The sequence below is a fragment of the Chitinophaga sp. 01L420 genome (assembly GCF_056399985.1).
Genome location: NZ_JBFTSK010000015.1, coordinates 1 through 19,811 on the forward strand (window position 1 = coordinate 1; position 19,811 = coordinate 19,811).

Annotated in this window: 14 protein-coding genes; 8 read left to right on the forward strand and 6 right to left on the reverse strand. The window is 44.8% G+C overall.

Features of this window, described 5'->3' with window-relative positions; genetic code table 11:
• From AC1DP6_RS16160 to AC1DP6_RS16195, 8 genes are all read left to right on the forward strand, one after another.
• A partial coding sequence (locus AC1DP6_RS16160; protein WP_477055754.1) for a Calx-beta domain-containing protein occupies positions 1–4,935 on the forward strand: 4,935 nt, incomplete at its 5' end.
• Positions 4,936–4,991: 56 nt separating this feature from the next.
• The gene (locus AC1DP6_RS16165) at positions 4,992–5,906 is read left to right on the forward strand and encodes a PorP/SprF family type IX secretion system membrane protein (RefSeq protein ID WP_477055755.1); all 915 of its coding nucleotides are present in this window, start codon (positions 4,992–4,994) and stop codon (positions 5,904–5,906) included.
• A 22-nt stretch (positions 5,907–5,928) separates the two neighbouring features.
• Positions 5,929–8,076 (forward strand): OmpA family protein, encoded by a 2,148-nt coding sequence (locus AC1DP6_RS16170; protein ID WP_477055756.1) that lies wholly within the window; start codon positions 5,929–5,931, stop codon positions 8,074–8,076.
• 42 nt (positions 8,077–8,118) lie between these two features.
• The gene (locus tag AC1DP6_RS16175) at positions 8,119–10,602 is read left to right on the forward strand and encodes a Calx-beta domain-containing protein (protein WP_477055757.1); all 2,484 of its coding nucleotides are present in this window, start codon (positions 8,119–8,121) and stop codon (positions 10,600–10,602) included.
• A gap of 273 nt (positions 10,603–10,875) precedes the next feature.
• On the forward strand, positions 10,876–12,126 hold the full coding sequence (locus tag AC1DP6_RS16180; protein ID WP_477055758.1) for a hypothetical protein: 1,251 nt from the start codon (positions 10,876–10,878) through the stop codon (positions 12,124–12,126).
• An 18-nt stretch (positions 12,127–12,144) separates the two neighbouring features.
• Positions 12,145–12,579, forward strand: a complete 435-nt coding sequence (locus AC1DP6_RS16185; RefSeq protein WP_477055759.1) for a QcrA and Rieske domain-containing protein — start codon at positions 12,145–12,147, stop codon at positions 12,577–12,579.
• An 11-nt stretch (positions 12,580–12,590) separates the two neighbouring features.
• Positions 12,591–13,685: an imelysin family protein gene (locus AC1DP6_RS16190; protein WP_477055760.1), complete on the forward strand. Its 1,095-nt coding sequence runs from the start codon at positions 12,591–12,593 to the stop codon at positions 13,683–13,685.
• Between the two features lie 8 nt (positions 13,686–13,693).
• Positions 13,694–15,073, forward strand: a complete 1,380-nt coding sequence (locus tag AC1DP6_RS16195; RefSeq protein WP_477055761.1) for a di-heme oxidoreductase family protein — start codon at positions 13,694–13,696, stop codon at positions 15,071–15,073.
• Between the two features lie 190 nt (positions 15,074–15,263).
• On the opposite strand, the gene AC1DP6_RS16200 is transcribed toward AC1DP6_RS16195, so the two are convergent.
• The 6 genes from AC1DP6_RS16200 to rpmA form a co-directional block, all read right to left on the reverse strand.
• Positions 15,264–15,758, reverse strand: coding sequence for an N-acetyltransferase family protein (locus tag AC1DP6_RS16200; RefSeq protein WP_477055762.1), 495 nt, complete (start codon positions 15,756–15,758; stop codon positions 15,264–15,266).
• Positions 15,759–15,762: 4 nt separating this feature from the next.
• Positions 15,763–16,398 (reverse strand): DsbA family protein, encoded by a 636-nt coding sequence (locus AC1DP6_RS16205; protein ID WP_441577621.1) that lies wholly within the window; start codon positions 16,396–16,398, stop codon positions 15,763–15,765.
• A 106-nt stretch (positions 16,399–16,504) separates the two neighbouring features.
• Positions 16,505–17,206, reverse strand: coding sequence for a PrsW family intramembrane metalloprotease (locus AC1DP6_RS16210; protein ID WP_477055763.1), 702 nt, complete (start codon positions 17,204–17,206; stop codon positions 16,505–16,507).
• Positions 17,203–18,891 (reverse strand): helix-hairpin-helix domain-containing protein, encoded by a 1,689-nt coding sequence (locus tag AC1DP6_RS16215; protein ID WP_477055764.1) that lies wholly within the window; start codon positions 18,889–18,891, stop codon positions 17,203–17,205. Before AC1DP6_RS16215 ends, AC1DP6_RS16210 begins: the two co-directional genes overlap by 4 nt.
• 122 nt (positions 18,892–19,013) lie before the next feature.
• Positions 19,014–19,445 (reverse strand): hypothetical protein, encoded by a 432-nt coding sequence (locus AC1DP6_RS16220; protein WP_477026043.1) that lies wholly within the window; start codon positions 19,443–19,445, stop codon positions 19,014–19,016.
• Between the two features lie 64 nt (positions 19,446–19,509).
• Positions 19,510–19,788, reverse strand: a complete 279-nt coding sequence (gene rpmA, locus AC1DP6_RS16225; RefSeq protein WP_133809043.1) for a 50S ribosomal protein L27 — start codon at positions 19,786–19,788, stop codon at positions 19,510–19,512.
• Positions 19,789–19,811: the final 23 nt, after the last annotated feature.

The following is a 19,811-nucleotide window of genomic DNA, read 5'->3' on the forward strand; positions in this document are numbered from 1 at the left end:
GCCAGCGGAGCGGATCATGGCGATGCCACCGCTATTCAGACATTGACCAATAAGGTGTTTAATGATGAAGGGCTTTTAAATGTAGATGGTAATAAAGGCAATGTAAATATGCCTGCTACCAGCGCCCATATTTATGTTAAAGATCTCACGGACCCTGCGCAGAAGAAACTGACACTGACACCAGATAGCTCAACATTAAATGAAGGCAACAGTACCGCGTTCAAAATGTCACTGCCAGCTGGTTACCGTTCTGCCAGACCAGTGACCATTACCTTAACAACGAAAGTGGCTGGTACAGAAGCTGCTGCAACTGATTTCCAATACCTGCAAACATCTATCGTATTTCCGAAAGACACGGCAGTATTTACTACTACCGCCGCAGTGATTAAAGCGATTGCAGATCAGATCATAGAAAAAGATGAGCAACTGAATATCTCCGGTGCCGCCAGTGGTTACATGGTAACAGATGCGCAACTGAAGATCTATGATGCTACCCGCAGAGATGCGACTAAAACGAAGATTACATTCACGCCACCTGCTGCCGGCATGCCGGAAGGCAATACCCAACAGATTGGGTTTAGTTTACCTGCTGGTGTGAGTACGGAAATACCTATTAAGATAAGTCTGCCATCTACAGGCGCCGCTACCCGTGGCACCGATTACAGTCTGCCAACAGATACCAGCTTTACCGGTGCTTCCGGTGCTGCTGAACTGAAAGTAGCCAGTGATATTTTTGTAGAAGATGTAGAAGATATTCATGTGAGTCCAGCGATCAGTGACGTTTATAACACGGTGTATACCTTTGCACCAGCTAGGCTTGATCTGACGATCAAAGATGCGCAGTACCCATTCCCTGCCGGTGATTCCATCAAACTGAGCAGTGTACCGGATAGCGTAAACGAAGGACAAAGTGCAGTGATTACCGCTACTTTACCGAATGGCTGGAAAGCCGGTAAGAATTGGGTAGTAAATCTTAATAAGAGTGCGCTTTTATCTACCGTGGCTGATAGTCGTCATAGTAGTATTCCTGCTACTGTTACGATCGCCAATAACACTGCCGCCGGATCTACGGCACCTATCACTACCAGTACCAATTTAATACTGGATGATGAAGGATCCATTATCGTAGAGGGTAACAAAGGTGATGTGAATATGCCTGCTACCAACACCGCCATTTATATTAAGGACCTTACCCAAACACAACCTGGCGCCAGAAAGATTACACTCACACCGGATGCTACCTTAATACCGGAAGGCAATAAAGTAATGGTGCATGTATCCGTGCCATATGCTTCTACCAAGGATCTGACGATTCATCTGGCAGTAGACCCGGCGCTGACTACCGCTAAAAACGTTGACGACTATACGATGTCGGCCACTACGTTTGTATTACCACATGGTACTACTACGGCTGATTTTGAATTACTGCAAACTGTTGCGGATAAGGTGCTGGAGAATAGTGAAGCACTGATAGTAAATGCTACCGCCAATGGCTATACGGTGAACAACCTGAGCCTGAGTATCAAGGATCTTACCCGCACCAATCCGGCTAACCTGCAGCTGAATGTGAATATCTTTAAATCACCGCTGGTAGAAGGTGATAATGGTGCAGTGACCATTAGTTTGCCTGCGGGAGTGACTACTGCTATCCCTATCCACATACAGTTACCACAAACAGCAGGTACCGCAGAAGCAGGACCGGACTATTCACTGGCTACTACCGTAACATTGGATAGCAGCAGCGTGGTGACCGGTTTAAATATTAAGAAAGATAATTTCACAGAAGGTCCGGAAACCATTACACTTTCCGCTACGGCCGCAGATGGCATCAGTACTTATACTATTGCTATACCTACGCTGACCATTCAGGATGATGCGGCGCAGTATCCTTTACCATCTGATATATTGATTCATACCAGTATGGTTGCTATTGACGAGAATGGCGCGCAGGGAGCTGTGTTAAGTGTACAATTGCCTAACAACCTGCAGGCAGGTAAGGACATCGTGGTACATATTAATAAGGATAACACGCTGAGTACCGCTGTCAATTCGGATCATAACGCATTGCCTTCTCCATATGATATCCTTATCAAAAAAGGACAAAATACCGGTACACATCCATTTGTGCTGAAGGCAGCGAAAGATATGATCCTGGAAGATGATGAAACAGTGGTGTTTAAGGGAAGTATTACAGATCCGGTTTTCAGTGCGGCTGCTATAAAAGATACCACGATCACTATTAAAGACAGAACACATGATGATCCGGCCACCGGATTTATACATCTCACTGCGGTAACTACTGGTACACATGTATTGGAAGGTAACAACTATACCATGAACGTAGCGTTGGCACCAGGAGTTACTTCCGGCAAACCTATCACCGTAGCATTAAGTATAGATGCTGCTTCGGTAGCGGGTGCAGGTGATATCAATAATCTGCCGCTTATGGTTACCATTCCTGCGAACGCACCTGGTGTGGACTTTACCTTCCAGGCAAAAACAGATTTCATACTGGAGAAACCAGAACTGTTATGGATTACTGCAGCACCGCAGAATTATCCTGGCATGAAAGGAGATAAGCTGTCGGTTACCATTGATGATGCTACCCGGCTGAATCCGGACAACCTGAAACTGGAAGTGCGTGTAGACTCCTCCGTTATGCAGGAAGGTAATACGAGTGATGTGACAGTTGGATTTGTGAACAGTCAGATTACTTCTTCAGAAGATGTGGTTATTAACATCTCCAGGCATGCAACATCTACCGCAGATGCTGCTGACTACAGTGGTGTACCTGCACAGGTAACACTTGCTGCCGGTGAACACAACCAGGTATATCACCTGTTGGTGAAGGATGATAAGATACTGGAGGGTGATGAGCAACTGCAGTTTACTGCGCAGCTGGGAACTACCGGATATGTTATATCACAACCAGGTATGGTGCTGATTCCTGAAACAGGGGATATGCGGGTGATCCTGCAAAAAGATAAAGATGCTGCAGAACCGGCTACCAATGGTGCTTATATCGTGAAGTTGCCAGCTAACCTCACCGCTGCCACAGATGTGAAAGTAGTTTTCTATGTAAGCAGCATTGCAGGAACGACCAATATTTCACCGATACAAACCTCCGCAGTTATACCGGTTGGCCAAAATAGTGTATCCGTTCCCGTGAATGTGATAGACAACAAGGTGATTGAAGGAGATGAGCGGGTGAAAGTAGCCCTGATGCTGGCACAAATGAAACGGTTTAACAAAAACATTGCCCTGGATGTAGATGATCGTGATACTGTGAGCCTGAATATTCATGATGATGAAAGTGATTCACCGGGTCGTGAAATGGCGATATCAAAAACCGCTGATGCTTCCGAGCCAGCTATCGCAGGATCCTTCCGGGTTCAGTTTACCGATACCCAGTTGTCTGCCACAAAAGATGTGACGGTTGCCTATACCGTAGCAGGTAATGCTGTAGCGGATACCCGTTATAAGAAACTGAGTGGTACGGTATTAATTCCTGCTGGTCAGCATGGTGTGGATATCCCGGTAACGCCTATTGATAATAATATTGTAGAAGGAGATGAGAATGTAGCCGTGCAGCTGAAAACTGTTAGCAGTACGCTTCCTGGTGTAACCTGGCCATTGTCTGCTAATGCCGCTGCGGATGTGATTATACATGACAATGATACCCTGGTAGTAGAATTATCTGCCAGTGCTACCAGTGTGGCAGAAGGAACTGCCGTACAGTTTACGCTTACTTCGCCAGCTTCCGCTGCACATGATGTACCGGTGAGAATAAAGATAGCCCAGGATGCGGCACGTACGTTTACCGCTGGTGAAGGCACAGTGAATGGTAACATAGTTACGATCACCATGCCGGCGCTGACCAAACAACATACTTTCACTATTACTGCTGCTGATAATGATATCAACGATGATGATGGTTATTTGAAAACAGCTATTCTGCCATTCGTTGGAGGCAGCAGCACGCTGGTATACAAAGCGGGTGAAAAGGATACCGCAAGGGTAAGCATTACCGATAATGACCCGCTGACGCTGACTTTTGCCGCTGATAAATTCAGTGTGAAAGAAGGCAATAAAGGAGAAAATACACCACTGCGGTTTAATGTACAGTTGAGTAGACAAAGCTCCCGTGCGATTACTGTTAACTATGATTTTGAGGAATCCACTGAAGGGGTATCTTATCCTTATATGGACTTCAAAGCTACACCAGGTGTTGATTTCGACAATACGATCAAACAAACGGTGATTGCTCCTTTACAAACCATCGGACAGGTAGCAGTGAATATTAAAGGTGATACTACGTTTGAACAAAACGAAACATTTATCCTGAAGATGTCTTCTGTATCAGTACCATCCGGCCAGAATACACCGGTATTAGGTAATCCGCTTAAGGCAACGGGTGTGATCCTGAACGATGATGCTATGTGCAAAACCTGTGATACAGATGGTGATGGCTTAACTGATGGACAGGAAGATATCAATGGCAATGGTGATCCGTTTGATGATGATACAGATGGAGATGGTATTCCGAACTTCCTGGATCTTGATTCTGATGGTGATGGTGTACCTGATTCCGTAGAGAAGTTCACCACAGATGGCCGTGCGATCAACAATAACAGTGGTAAGATCCGCGTACATCCTGCTATTTCACCAAATAATGATGGTTTGGGTAACGATGTGATGTATATCGAAAACATTGAGAAGTATCCAAACAACGAAGTGGTGGTATTTAATCGTTGGGGTGGTACCATCTTTAAACTGAAGAACTACGATAACAAGTCCAACAACTTTAAAGGACGTGCAAATGCAGGAGGCAGTGTAGGTAATGATGTACCGGATGGTTCTTACTTCTATAACATTGAAGTAACCATTGATGGTAAGAAAGAGCGTTACACCGGTTTCATTGTGATTAAACGTTAACGTATACACGAATTTATTAGTAAGATGAGTTTGACTAAATATTTAAGCTGATACCTATGAAAGAGCGTCTTATGAAAGCTTTAGGGGTTGCTATCTTATGCTGGTGCTGTTGCCTGCAGGCAGCCGCACAACAGGAACCACTGTATTCGCAATACATGTTCAACGGTATGATCATCAACCCGGCTTACCCATCAATGGACGAATCCTCCAGTCTTACGGCAGTGGGTCGTAACCAGTGGGTGGGAGTAGATGGTGCACCTAAAACAGCAACGGCTTCTTTTTATACACCTATTAAAGCCACTAACACCAGCTTTGGTGTTTCGCTGATGAATGAAAAAATTACGGTGAACTCACAAACGGCTGTCAATTTTAATGTTTCCCAGCGGGTAAAGCTCAACGAGAAAATTTACCTGGCCATGGGCATCAAGGGTGGTATGTCGCAGTTCCGGGAAGATAACAGCTCGTTATCTACTACCGATCCGGCGTTTGCACATAACCAGAGCTATTGGAAAACAGATGTTGGATTTGGATTTATGTTGTTTACCGATCGTTTCTTTAYCGGGATTTCCTCTCCTACGTTCAAAAGCTTTGATATGGGTAACAGTGTGAATAAGGTAGTGGTAGAATCGCACTACTATCTGCAAACCGGTTATCTTATCAATATTAATGATGACGTGAAACTGAAGCCGAATGTGTTACTGAGACAGGTGAAAGGGGCGGGCTTCCAGTATGATCTGAATGCCAATGTGCTGTTGAAGAATGTGGTATGGCTGGGAGCTTCCTGGCGTTCAGAAAAAACAGTAACAGGATTGGTACAGGTACAGGCTACCAAGAACCTGCAGATAGGCTATTCTTATGATACGCCTATGCAGTCGAACCTGAAAGGCGCACAAACTGTATCGCATGAGTTGATGGTGAACTACCGTTTTTCCTGGTCGAAGTGGAAAGTGGTGGCGCCACGTTATTTCTAATTATAATAAAATGAAGAATAGTATGCGAAAAATTAATTTTTGTTCCCTCATACTTTTTCTGAGCATTGTTTCCCTGTTTGTTTCCTGCAGTTTTGTAAAGGATCATATTCAAATAGGTGGCTTGGGGAGTAAGGCTAAGGTAAAACGTGCCGAGGGTCTTTACAAAAGACAAGAATATGAGCGGGCCATCTCACTGTGTATCGAAGTGATTAATAATGGCACCAGTGAAGACCTTTTACGTAGGGCCAAGTTGCAACTGGCCAGGACTTATTTTGAAACCCGGCAGTTTGAAAAAACGATCAGCCTGTACGATGAATTGTTATACAAACCGGAAAAAGATGTACTGGTGACCGATGTTACTAACTACATCGATTTGCTGAAACGTACAGGGAGGGTGATCAAGGCGCAGGAAATAAGCGCGATATACGCCAATAACTATAAAAGTAACGCCCGCTTTACTAACCTGCAGGCGTCACTGGTGGACTACTACAGCTTCTTTAACCGTGACTCTATGGAAAATATCCGGGTGGACAGCTTACGGTTAAATCTGCCAGGGTATCAATATGGGCTGGCATTGTATCAGAACAATGTTGTTTTCCTTTCCAATGATATTAAGAAGAATGAACAGCAGTCTTTCTACACCAACTCCAAATTATACCAGATTTCAGAAGATGGGGTAGAGCCATTTAATAACAGTCTGCGGGGTGTTTTACAGGTAGGGCCGGCTTCTTTCTTTGAGAACGGACAAAAGGTGATCTACACTTCCAACCGGTTTACGGATGTGAAGAATGATAAGAACTCCTATATCAACTATAATAATGGCACGCAGCTGTTATCCGCTATTTATCAACCAGACCATGATATGTGGAGCAAGCCGTTGCCGGTGAAGCTGGGAAAAAACACGGAGTCTTATTCTTTCCTGCATCCATCAGTTGCACCTAACGGTAAACGGTTGTACTTTGCATCTGATATGCCTGGCGGTCAGGGCGGTACAGATATTTATTATGCTGACTGGGACAAGGAAGCCAAAAGGTGGAAAGCACCTGTGAACATGGGGCCCGCCGTCAATACCAACGGAAATGAACTGTATCCTTTTGTTGTTGGCGATAAATTATTCTTTTCATCCAACGGTCTTCGGGGCTTTGGCGGACTGGATATATTTATGATCAACACTAAAAAACCAGAAGAAGGTACCGTACATTTGCCTTATCCTGTGAATACACAGTTTGATGATCTGAATCCTGTATTGGATGAAAACAAGCTGTTATTATATTTTACATCAGATCGTTCGGGTGCACATGATAATGATCATATCTATGTATTAAACCTGAAGAAAAATCCTTTGAAACAACTGGATCTGCCTTATCCCGGCAAACCAGTAAAAGACGACGATAGCGTGCCTTATACTATGAACCAGACGGACAGCCGTCAACAGCTGACTTTAGTAGGTAGTAAACAGTATGATAACCGCCCTGCAGAACAGCCGGTAGTGGTTCCTGCTGTTGTAAAGCCTGTTGCCACAGTTGCCGTTGCTGCCACACCTGAGCGTAAAGTGGTAGCGTATTCCGACAATATAACAGACAGTTCTCCTGAAAATATTCCCTGGCAAACGACCAATCCGGGTAGCAGCATTACTGCTTCTACATCTTCCAATAGTACCACAACAATACCCGTACACACCGGCCAGGCAGCATACAGCAGTCCGGAGGTGGTAAGCTGGCAACAGTCGGGTAGCATGCCTGCTTCATTAAAAGGTGGCAGCTACACATTGGCAAAAGATAGTGCCATGAAAGCACTGGAATCACTTTGGAAAGTACCGGGTTTTATTTATTACGACCTGAATTCCTATGTACCGCAGGATCAGGAATGGCGCAAGCTGGATTCTATTTTCCAGTTATGGAAGGCCAATCCTCACCGGATTATAATGGTGAACGGGCATACGGATATTATTGGTACGGAAAGATATAATCTGTCGCTTTCCAAGAACCGTGCGGTGTACATACAGGAATGCCTGTTGAGCAGGGGAGTGGATGCAGATAAAATAAAGATTAATTACTTCGGCTCTACCAGGCCGGTGTGGATAGCGAGACAGCATAGTCTGGACAACGACAGGGACGTCTTCATACAGCTGCAAGGCGTAAACAGGAGATGTGAGGTCAGGATTCAATAAATTGTTTATCGGTTATTTTTTGCGTATATCAAACTAATACAAATGAACAAAATTTCTTCACTAATGCTTTTACTGGCGGTAGGCACACAAGCCTTCGCACAGGAAATGCCTGTTGTGTTTAACAAGAGTTTCAGTGCTCCCAAGAACCAGTATAAGAAACTGGCGATTGCGGAGAACAACTCGATTGTTGCTATCGGCGGCGGAACAGATAATGGTTGCATTACCAAATTATCTGCAACAGGAAACCTTATTTATAATGCCAAACTGAATAAGGGCGGACTGGTAGCTTACCAGGATCTGCTTTTATTACCTAAAAATGAACTCGTGGCAGTGGGTGGTGGTACCATTGCTTATGGCAATGCCCGTATTACCAAACTGTCTGCTACTGGTGAAGTGGTGTTTGACAAAAGTATTGGCAATGGTCAGGGTGGTTATTTCACAAAGATCATTACCGATCGTCATGGTAATTACATTACCGTTGGCGTAGATGGCAGCAAGCCTGCTCAGGCGCGCATCACCAAAATGAGCGCTGATGGTAAAGTTGAATTTGACAAAGGTTTTGGTGCACACAATGTATTTACCAATGTGCTGATTGATGAAGATGAAAACATTGTTGCTGTAGGTGGCGACGTGGGTGATGGACAGGGAAAAGCTTACATGGTAAAAGTAGATGGTAAGGGAGAAAAACAATTTGAGCTTTCTTTCGGTAAACCAGGTGCTACTTTCGAAAAAATGTTACTGCTGGAAGATGGTGCTGTACTGGCTATGGGCGGTGGCGCTTATGGTACCGGCAACGCCAGCCGCATCGCGAAAGTGAATGCGGAAGGTCAGGTAGTATTTGACAAGGAATACAGTACTGTTGACGGTAAATTCAATGCCATCAAAGTAAATGACCTGGGTCAGATCTTTGCCTGCGCAGAAGAAAAAGATAAAGGCCGTATTGTTAAACTGCGTCCTGATGGAACAGAGTTGTTTAATAAAGAAACTGATGCTGCTTTATATGCATTGGAAGTAGGCAAAAATGGAAAGGTGGTGGCTGCCGGCGGTAACGTTAGCAACAACACCGGTAAAATTGTAAAACTGCTTCCTGATGGAACCGCAGTGGTAAACAAAAACCTGGGTTCTGTTTTCCAGCACCTGTTACTCACCGAAGATGATGAGATCTGCGTAGTTGCCAAAGATGGCTACCGCATGATTAAACTGACTCCTGATGGTGAAATGATGTTTGATAAACAACTGGGTAAATACGATGCTAAAACAAGTCTGGCTTCCCTGCTGATGAGCCCTTCCGGCGAAATCATTGCAGCGGGTGGTGGTGACGAAGATGGCAACCGTATCATTAAGATCAGTCATGGTGTATCTATTAACGATATCGCTGTTTCTGAGCCTCTGAATGGTTTATCTAATGCAACCATGACAATTACTTTATCCGGATTTTTAAGGAGTAACGGTGTTCGTACACCCGTTAACGTTCATTATAAAACTATTCCGCATAAAGGTGGTGCCGGTGCAGCTGACTTCGATGTTACCGAAGGAACTATTTCCTTTGTACCTTCTGAATTCGCCGCTGGTGCTATTATTTCCAAAACCATACAGATTCCTGTAAAAAGCGATAACCTGCTGGAAGGCAAAGAGTCTTTCCACGTAGAAGTGCTGGATGCATCAGAACTGTATCTTACTAAATCCAAAGGTGAAGTAACCATCCTGGATCAGCCGGCGATGGTGAAATTCATTGGAGGTAACAACGGAGCAGAACCTGCTACAGATGTGGTATTTTCTGCCGGTTTATTTAAAAGAGATAATACGCCGCTGATCAATGCTACTTCTAAACCGGTTCGTTTAACTTATAAATTCGGTAACGGTACTGCTTTACCTGGTGCAGATTTCGTGAGCAGCATTAAAGCTCCTTTCGTAATCGACAGTGGTGCAACTACTGCCAGTCTGAATGTAAAAGTAAAAGACGACAACCGTTTTGAACTGGCTGAAACAGTAGTACTGGTATTGAGTGAAATAAAAGCAGAGAACGAAGCAGCGGTAGGTTACAACGGAGACGTTACCTCTATTTCTGCTTCTCAGTACATACAGGATCAGGCAGCATACATTACGCTGGTTAAGCTGACAGATGCCAACGAATCTGCCACTGCACCGGTGAGTATGTTTAAATGTATCCTGGTAAAAGCTTCCGATCAATCTGTACAAACCAACTGTACCGGTAGCGATATCAACATCTTCTTTGGTGTGGATTCTGCGAGTACTGCCACCTATGGTAAGGACTATGTTATCATGAACGGTGACATGGTGAAGATTACCGGTGATTGTGCATTCAGCGAAACCGATATCCAGGTAGCGTTGGTAAACGACCGCGTAAAAGAAGCAGATGCACTGGTAGCAGTTAAACTGCGTGACGCCACTGCAGCAGGAAATGCAGGGGTGCTGAAAATTTCTCCTGAGCTGAAACTGAACAAGGCCATAGCGATCATCCACGACGATGATAACGATGAAGGCACCGTGCTGACAGCTAAATAATAACGGCTTGGATCAATAACCGATATACGCGCTTCAGGCACACCTACTTCCCGCATAGTTTACTATGCGGGAATTTTTTTTGATACAACAGATCGGAGATTTTCCGTTTTTGAGCGACCCGTATCGATTTTTTTTCTTATAAAAAGAGAGTTGATATGTTAAAGTATTGATAATTAATGTTTTTGAATGAATAACCGATGCAATGCCCATCTTGCTTGAAAATTTTCCGGTTACGATAGTTAATAATCACCTCTATTATCCAAAATTTGTGCAATGAAAACGGTCATTTCTACGCTATTGGGTTGCATTTTTGCAGTGTCTTTTGCCAGCGCTCAACAATTAACAGCCGCACAAAAATTAGTATTTACCACCAGTGAAGATTCCCTGAATGCAGGTATCGCCAAAAGTAAAACAGTGATCTCCGGCTACGGGTCGGCTTATTACCAGAGAAATTTTAATGAACAGATGTCTTTTGCCACACTGGAACGTGCGGTATTATTTGTAGGGCATCAGTTTAATTCGAAGATTGCCTTTTTCAGTGAATTAGAGCTGGAAAATGCGAAGGCAGGTGTAGGTCAGGAGAACAATGGGTTTACGGGAGAAATTGCCTTTGAACAGGCTTATTTACGCTTTAATCTTAATCCACGGCAGTATATAGTGGCGGGGTTGTTTACACCCCGTATCGGGTTGCTGAATGAAAACCACCTGCCCGTAAATTTTAATGGGGTAGAGCGTCCGCTGGTAGAGCAGGTAGTGATACCCGCTACCTGGCGTGAGCTGGGTGTTGGCTTTTATGGCCGTTTGCGTAACCTGCCTATTAATTATAGCGTGGCAGTAGTAAATGGACTCGATGACTCCAAATTTACCCATGGCACAGGTATTAAAGAAGGACGTGCCGAAGGACAGGGTGCTTTTGCCAATAACCTGGCGATTACCGCCTCCCTGCAGTATTTCTGGAAGGACTTCAAATTCCAGGTATCTGGTTATGCCGGTGGTACCAACGGTTTGAACAAACGAAAATCTGATAGTCTTGAACTCAGCTATGGTATGGCAGCATTGCCGATATACCTGGGAGAAGCAGACATACAATATGCCCGGAATGGTTTTGCCTTTAAGATACTGGGCACTTCCATTTCTTTCCCGGATGCAAAAGATGTGAATAAAGCATATGCCAGCAATATGAGTAAAGGCATGTATGGCGCTTACTTCGAAGGGGCCTATAACCTCCTGGAAAAAAGCCGTCGCATGGAAGGCCAGCAACTGAACGTATTTGCCCGCTATGAAATGTTTGACCTGAACAGTGCCACGCCCATCAATGCCATTTATGATGGTACTGAAAAACAACAACACCTGATTGCCGGATTCAGTTACCTGCCTATTCCCAATGTGGTAATAAAGGCAGATGTAAGACTGATGCATACCGGTGATGAGAATCCTGACCTGGTTGTTAATCCCAGCCCCAACCGGATTCCCTACAAAACAAATAATTCCTTTCTGAACATAGGTATCGGTTATTCATTTTAATGTTCAAATCTTAATGATATGAGTCATCTGAACAGGAGAAGTTTTTTGAAAGATACCTGCAAGGCTTGCCTGGTAGGTGCCGTGAGCATTTCCATGGTGGATTTCCTGGAGTCCTGCAGCACAATGAAGAGTTACCGTGCCGTGATGAATGGAAACGAGGTAACGGTGCCGCTGAATTTATTTGATGCTGCTCCGCTGCAGCTGGTGAGCCCTAAAAGTTATGCGTACGAAATAGCCGTGCGTAAGTTGCCAGACAATACGTATGAAGCCCTGTTGCTTCGTTGTACGCATCAGCATAATCCGCTCACGCCTACCGGTAACGGCTATATGTGTACGGTACACGGTAGCCAGTTCGATAAAGACGGTAAAGTAAAGAAAGGCCCGGCAGCCACCCACCTGCTGCAACTCAAAACCGAAGTACAACAAAGTAATCTCATTATTCACGTTTCATAATCAACTGTTTCATGAAATATATAAAACTGGCCCTGTTGGGAATAGTCGTAATTGGCGCTGTATCCTGCTCCAAAAGTGATAAGCCGGATACCGGCACTCCCACAACGGATTTTAATACGCTGAAAGCTACTTTCATTACTGATTTTGTTAGTAAAACAGCTATTCCGGGCTATAAAGACCTGGCTAATAAGGCCGGCACCTTCAACGATAAAGTAACTATTTTAAAGGCAACACCTACAGAAGTAAACCTGGCCGCTGCCAGGCAGGCATGGCGTGATATGCGCAGCACCTGGGAGCAATGTGAAGGTTTCCTGTTTGGACCTGTGGAAGATGATAACCTGGATCCGAGCATGGATACCTGGCCGGTAGATAAATCCGAACTGGATGCATTGCTTGCTGACAATACCAATAAGCTGGAATTACAGGATGTTGAGAAATTGACAGATGCTTTAAAGGGTTATCACCCGGTAGAATACATTTTATGGGGAGCCGATGGTCAGCGCAAAGCGGCTGATATCAACGCCCGTGAAATGCAATATATTACCAGTCTTACCCTGGATCTTAAAAACATCTGTAACAAACTGTCAGACAGCTGGGCTCCTGCAGGAGGTAACTATGGTAATAAATTACTGACTATCGGCGCCAGTGGTAATATCTATGCTAAAAAGCAGGATGTATATATCGCTATCGTAGATGGTATGAAAGGCATTTGTGATGAAGTGGGTGATGGTAAGATGAAGGAACCATTTGATCTGAAAGATGGTACCAAAGTAGAATCTCCTTTCAGCGGTAACTCACTCACCGATTTTAAAAATAACCTGGTAGGTGCTTATAATGTTTATACCAGCAGTTTCCTGGGTAACAAAGGTGTAGGTTTTGACCAGGTGGTAGCGGCAAAAAATGCATCGCTGAATAAAAAGATTGTAGAGGGTTTCCAGGCAGCTATCGGCTCTTTTGATGCGATCACACTGCCATATGAAAAGGCGATCCTGGATGCAGGCGGACAACGCACACAATGCGAAAATGCGATGAAGTCAATTAATGCGTTGGCATTGTTACTGAATACAGAGCTGAGAGATTTTGTGGTTAAAAATATTACTGATTAAGCCCGGCAATGCAAATTAGAAAGATATATGTAATGGCTTTACTGCTGGCATCGCCGGTATGGCTGATGATGTGCAAAAAGGCAGATACCTTTGATGAAAGCGGTTACGATCCACGGTTAAGTGGAGGTGAGGCTACCTTTTTCGATATTACAAGTAAGGCCTTCAGTCATCCTATACCAGGCCTGAACGAACAGGATCAGCATGTACACGATGTGGGAGATGAGCAATCAGATCAAACATTTGTAACGGCACCTTCACCTGTGAACAGCGGGCTAGGACCTATCTACAATAATGTAAGTTGCAAGAGCTGTCATCATAACGATGGGAAAGGCAATCCTACTACGGGTTTGAATACCTCTTCCATGCTGGTGCGTATCAGCATTCCCGGAAGTGATGAACATGGTGGTCCGGTAGCGGTGCCTGGTTTTGGATTGCAGTTGCAGGACCTGGCGGTATTAGGGAGACAACCGGAAGCCAAGGTGAATACTGTTTATACAGAAGAGAACTATATTTATCCTGATGGCAGCATTACCGTATTGTATAAACCTGCTTACCGGCTGATCAATGCTTATCTGCCTTTGCCTGGTAACGTGATGTTATCGGCTCGTATGGCGCCGCCCTTTTTTGGATTAGGTTTGCTGGATATGATTCCTGAATCTACCATTACCGGTTTTGCGGCACAACAGGCACGTGATGGGCATGGTATCAGCGGAAAACCTAACTACGTGTATGATCCGGCTTCCGGCAAAACCTTGCTGGGACGTTATGGCATGAAAGCGAATACGGCCACACTGCTAACACAGGTAGCGGCGGCGTATCAGCAGGACATGGGGGTTACCAGCAGAATTTTCCCTAAGGAAAGTTCCTGGGGACAAACACAGAACGAAGGTCGTGCCGCAGATCCTTTACTGGCGGATACGACGCTGGATGCGACTGTTTTCTATATTAAAACACTTGCGGTACCTGCGCGCAGAAATACAACAGATCCGGCTGTAAAGCAGGGAGAAGTATTATTCGCGCAACTGGGCTGTGGCAGCTGTCATATTCCTACAGTACAAACGGGTACGGATGTACGTTTTAAAGCTCTCAGCAATCAGCGTATCCATCCTTATACGGATTTACTGCTGCACGATATGGGAGCGGGGCTGGCTGATGGTCGTCCTGATTTCCAGGCAAGCGGCAGTGAATGGAAAACGCCTGCGTTGTGGGGAATCGGTTTGTTTGAAAAAACGAATGGGATTCCTTACTATTTGCATGATGGCAGGGCCCGGAGTCTTCCTGAAGCCATCCTTTGGCATGATGGAGAAGCAGCAGACAGCAGGAATCGATATGTGAAGCTATCTGCGGATGAGCGTAACCATCTCATTGCGTTCCTGAAATCTTTATAAATATTAATAAACTTAAAAGCAGCATCTTTTATATTAGAATATAAAAGATGCTGCTTTTTTTTGTAAGGATAAATCCGCTTGTTAACAGTTATCGTACATAACCTTATAAAACAATGTTATTTTTTTAAAGAGTTGTGTCTTTTAATGGTTAACTTGGGAATAGCCTGGTATATCCTTACCGGGCTTTTTTTTATAATGATTTACGCATTACAAAGTCTTCCATCAGGTATCCATGGCCGATGTCAGTGTCTCTCTCTTTATAAACACTGAAGCCCTGTTTCTCATAAAAAAGTTTGGCTTTATTGTATTTGTTTACATCCAGTTCGAGGATATTGGCACCACGGGCGCTTACCTGATCCACGACTTCCTRCAGCAATAATTTTCCTACGCCTTTTCCCTGGTAATTATAGTCCAGATAAATTTTGTGGAGCTTATACACATCTGGCGTATCAGTCGTACCATAAGCAGCAAAACCAATTGGTTGGTCATCATCCATCAGGATCAGAAACTGAAGTTGCAGTTCGGTGATCTGTTTGTTAAGCGCTGCGGTGCTGTACATCAGCTCCATCATGTAGTCGATCTGAGCCTGTGTAATTATTGCCTTGTAAGTGGGCCGCCATATTTTTTCTGCCAGATCTTGTATCACCTGGATATCATTTACTGTTGCTTTATTGATTTGGTACATAGTATTATAAGCTGTTATTTTCCCGGAGTATATTTTCGATGGTTTCCTGCAGTTTGTCCAGTGTGGTAAATCCTCTGGCGCAGAGATATAGTTGTTTGCCGGTATCCAGTATAGCAGCGGGGTATCCGGTGATGCCCCAGTTTTGTATCAGCTGGAATTCCTGGTTTGTTTCATAGCGGTAATGTTCGTCGTGCAGGCGACTGATGAATTCATCTTCCGGCAAGCTGAACTTTTTTATGAGCGCACGATAGGTGCTGTCATTATTAAGGCTTTGCCCGTTATAGTTCAGTGCTACCTGCATATCATGTGCGAAGGTGATGGCATTTTCCGGCTGGTATTGTTTAAATACGGTGAGGGCAATGCTGGGCTTTTCGGAATCCATGATTTCTTCTGAGGGCAGTAATTTTTCCAGGAAGGCCTGGCCAAATTTCACGCCGGTCAAGGCTTCTACATTGGTATGTTCCCTTTGGATGTAGGTGGCCATAGAAGAAAACGGATGGCGGTTATCACCGGTAATCATGCCTCCGGAAAGGATATTGAATTCCATGTTTCCGTTGTCGCGTTCCTGCAATTGTTGTACTACGGGGGTAAAGCCGTAGCACCATCCGCATAGCGGATCGTAGATATATATGAATCGCATCAGCGGTTAGCTTTTAGTGGTTAGCTGTAAGGTGTTTACGGTACAAAGGTAGCTAAAAGCGTAAAGCTGAAAGCTTTTTGCCTTATGCTTCATGCCCCGGCTTTTTTCAATTTTCTTCCTCAAAAAAGTGTTGTTCATGCAGCTTTTTTGAGAGGGCGGTATCTTTTCGTATAGCCTTGATAGATAGTCTCACGGCAAAAATGAGGGTGATGACAGAAGCGCCCATCAGGAAAATATTATTACCGAGAAACAGGAAGAAATCGAACGTGCCATGGAAGAAGACCGCAATCAGCAAGCCCTGGAAGAGGAGGCTACTGCTTTTCTGCGGAACAAATTTTGCCATGCCTGCATAGTAACCCATGAGTATAGCAAAGGTAGCGTGAGCGGGTACGGAGAGGAACATCCGGGCTACCCCGGTGCCTACACCATACCGGCCTACATACGCGATATTTTCAAGGGTGGCAAAGCCCATTCCTATCATGACGGCGTATACAATCCCATCCATGGGTTCATTAAAAGCTTTTTTGGGATAGGCGAATAGCAGTAGTACCAGGAACTTGGCCAGCTCTTCTGAAACACCTACTATGCCATAGGCGAAGGCCGCAGTACCCAGCAGTGTGCCATTATTTTCCCGTAGTCCTAGTGATACCGCAAGACCTTGTACAAGCAATGGCAGCACTACGCAGCCCATGCCCARCAGAAAGCTCTTTATCAGTAAGCCGGTGGGTTCGGGATCGTATTTATCCATTAAATAAATAAACAGACATATTGCAAATCCCGGGGCCACGGCTAATCCCAGTAGCATCATGGAAGGATATTTTTTTGTTGCTTACGTTGTTGCAGATAATTATTCAGCATGTCAACAGTGTAACTACTCAGATTGTTTGCTTTTGTGATGCCTCCTTTTTGCGCAGCGAGCGTACCATACCTGATATCTCCGAATCCATGGATGCTGTGGGCATCAGGATCTATGGAGATGAGCACCTTTTTTTCCATGGCATAAGGCAGCCAGGTCCAGTCGATGTCGAGGCGTCGGGGGTGGGCATTGAGTTCTATGACTACCTGGTTGGCGGCGCATGCATCGATGATCGCTTTATGATCCACCGGATAGCCGTTACGACTTAACAGGAGTCGGCCGGTCATATGTCCGAGGATGGTGGTATATGGATTTTCGATGGCTTTCAGCAAACGGGCCATTGCTTTTTCCTCTGTCATTTTAAGATTGGAGTGCACAGATGCAATAACAAGGTCAAATTTGGCCAGTATTTCATCGGGGTAATCCAGTGTACCATCGTTGAGGATATCGGATTCTATGCTCTTAAAAATGCGGAAAGGCGCCAGTTTTTTATTCAGTGCATCAATGGAGGCGTGTTGTTCCAGCACTCTTTCGATATGCAGTCCATTGGCATAAAAAGCGGAGCGGGAATGGTCGCTGATGACGAGGTATTCGAATCCCTGTGCTTYGGCGGCAACGGCCATTTCTTCCAGGGAAGATTCGCCATCACYCCAGTTGCTGTGGGAGTGGATGATACCTTTGATGTCGCCAGGTACGATGATATCCGGCAGTTGTTGTTCGCGGGCGAGTGCTAATTCGTTTATGCCTTCCCGTAAGAACGGCGGGATATAAGCCATTCCGGCGGCACTGAAGATCGCTTCTTCAGATACAGCATTGTGGAGGTAAGCGGCTCCGCCTGCGGTGTTGAATTTATCGATGAAAGCGGGGGCACCGGTAGTGGTGAATAGTTTGGCGTAGAAGTTTGTTACTTCGCAGCTATGTGTTACTATTTTAAGTTTCTCATTGTATTTCCATACCAGGTTATCCTGGTTGGTAGCGGTGAGTTCAAAGCCGGGGAGGGCGGCCAGTTGCTGGGCCACTATTTCCACCGGGGCGGCGATCAGTACTTCTATTTCATCTATGATAATGCTGTTGCGGCGGAAGGCTCCTGTGAGGGAAACGGCTGCCGGCGCAAAGAGTTGTTGTAGTTGATTTTCCAGCTGCTGGCCGGTAGCCGCTACTTCTGCGTAGAGGAAGCGGTTGCGGTTGGAGAGGTAAAATTCTATATTCTGCCGTACACTTTCCTGTGTTTTGGCGCCGAATCCTTTGAGGAGCATCAGGCGGTTTTCATTGCAGGCGTAGAGGAGTTCACCCATAGATTCTACTTCCAGTTCTTTCCAGATGGTAGCTATTTTTTTGGGTCCCAGGCCTTTAATCTTCATGATTTCCAGGATACCGGCGGGGGTAATTTCCAGGTAGTGATTGAGCAGGGAGAATTGTTGGGTATCCAGCATTTCGAGTATGCTTTTGCCGGTAGATTCTCCGATGCCTTTGATACGGAATATCTCGTCTTTAGGCGTTTCTTTCAGCTGCGAGGGCAGTTTTTCTATTGTAAACGCCGCGGAGGCGAAGGATTTGGCTTTGAAACTATTTTCTCCGTGTATATCCATTAGTTTGGAGAGCAGGGAGAAATTATCTGCGATTGAATAATTATCCATGCAGTAAAAATACGGAGATCATGCGAATTTTTGTCTTACTCAGGATGATACAGGGTAAGACAAAAAAAAAGATCCTGGCAAAAAAGCCAGGATCCTTATAACTACATTTTGTAATTCCGATCTTAGTTAGCCGGAGTTGCAGGAGTTGCTGGAGCAGCAGCTGGAGCCTTTTTAGGGGCAGCTTTCTTCTTAGCAACTGGTTTTTTAGCTGGAGCAGCTTTCTTAGCAACGGCTTTCTTCTTAGCTGGAGCAGCTTTCTTAGCAGCAGCCTTTTTAGGAGCAGCTTTCTTAGCAGCAGCTTTCTTCTTAGGAGCAGCTTTTTTAGCAGCAGCTTTCTTAGGAGCAGCTTTTTTAGCAGCTACTTTCTTTTTAGGAGCAGCTTTCTTAGCAGCAGCTTTTTTAGGAGCAGCTTTCTTAGCAGCTACTTTCTTTTTAGGAGCAGCTTTCTTAGCAGCAGCTTTTTTAGGAGCAGCTTTCTTAGCAGCGGCTTTTTTAGGAGCAGCTTTCTTTTTAGGCGCAGCTTTTTTAGCAGCCGCTTTTTTAATTGTTGCCATTGTTTTTTGAATTTGGGTTAGTAAAAAAATTGGGTATTAAAAAAAACTTTATGGCTAACACTGATTAGGCTTCCGCCTGAGCAGTGGTATCAAATGCTTTAACAGAAACGTAAGTTTTGTTTTCGCGACCTTTTCTGAATTCAACTACTCCATCACTAACTGCGAAAATGGTAAAATCTTTACCAAGACCTACATTTTGACCGGGATGATAAACCGTACCTCTCTGGCGAACGATGATGTTACCGGAAATAGCTGGCTGACCACCGAAGATTTTTACTCCCAGCCTTTTGCTGTGGGAGTCACGGCCGTTCTTAACGCTACCTTCACCTTTTTTATGTGCCATTGTATTATTACTTTAAACTTGTC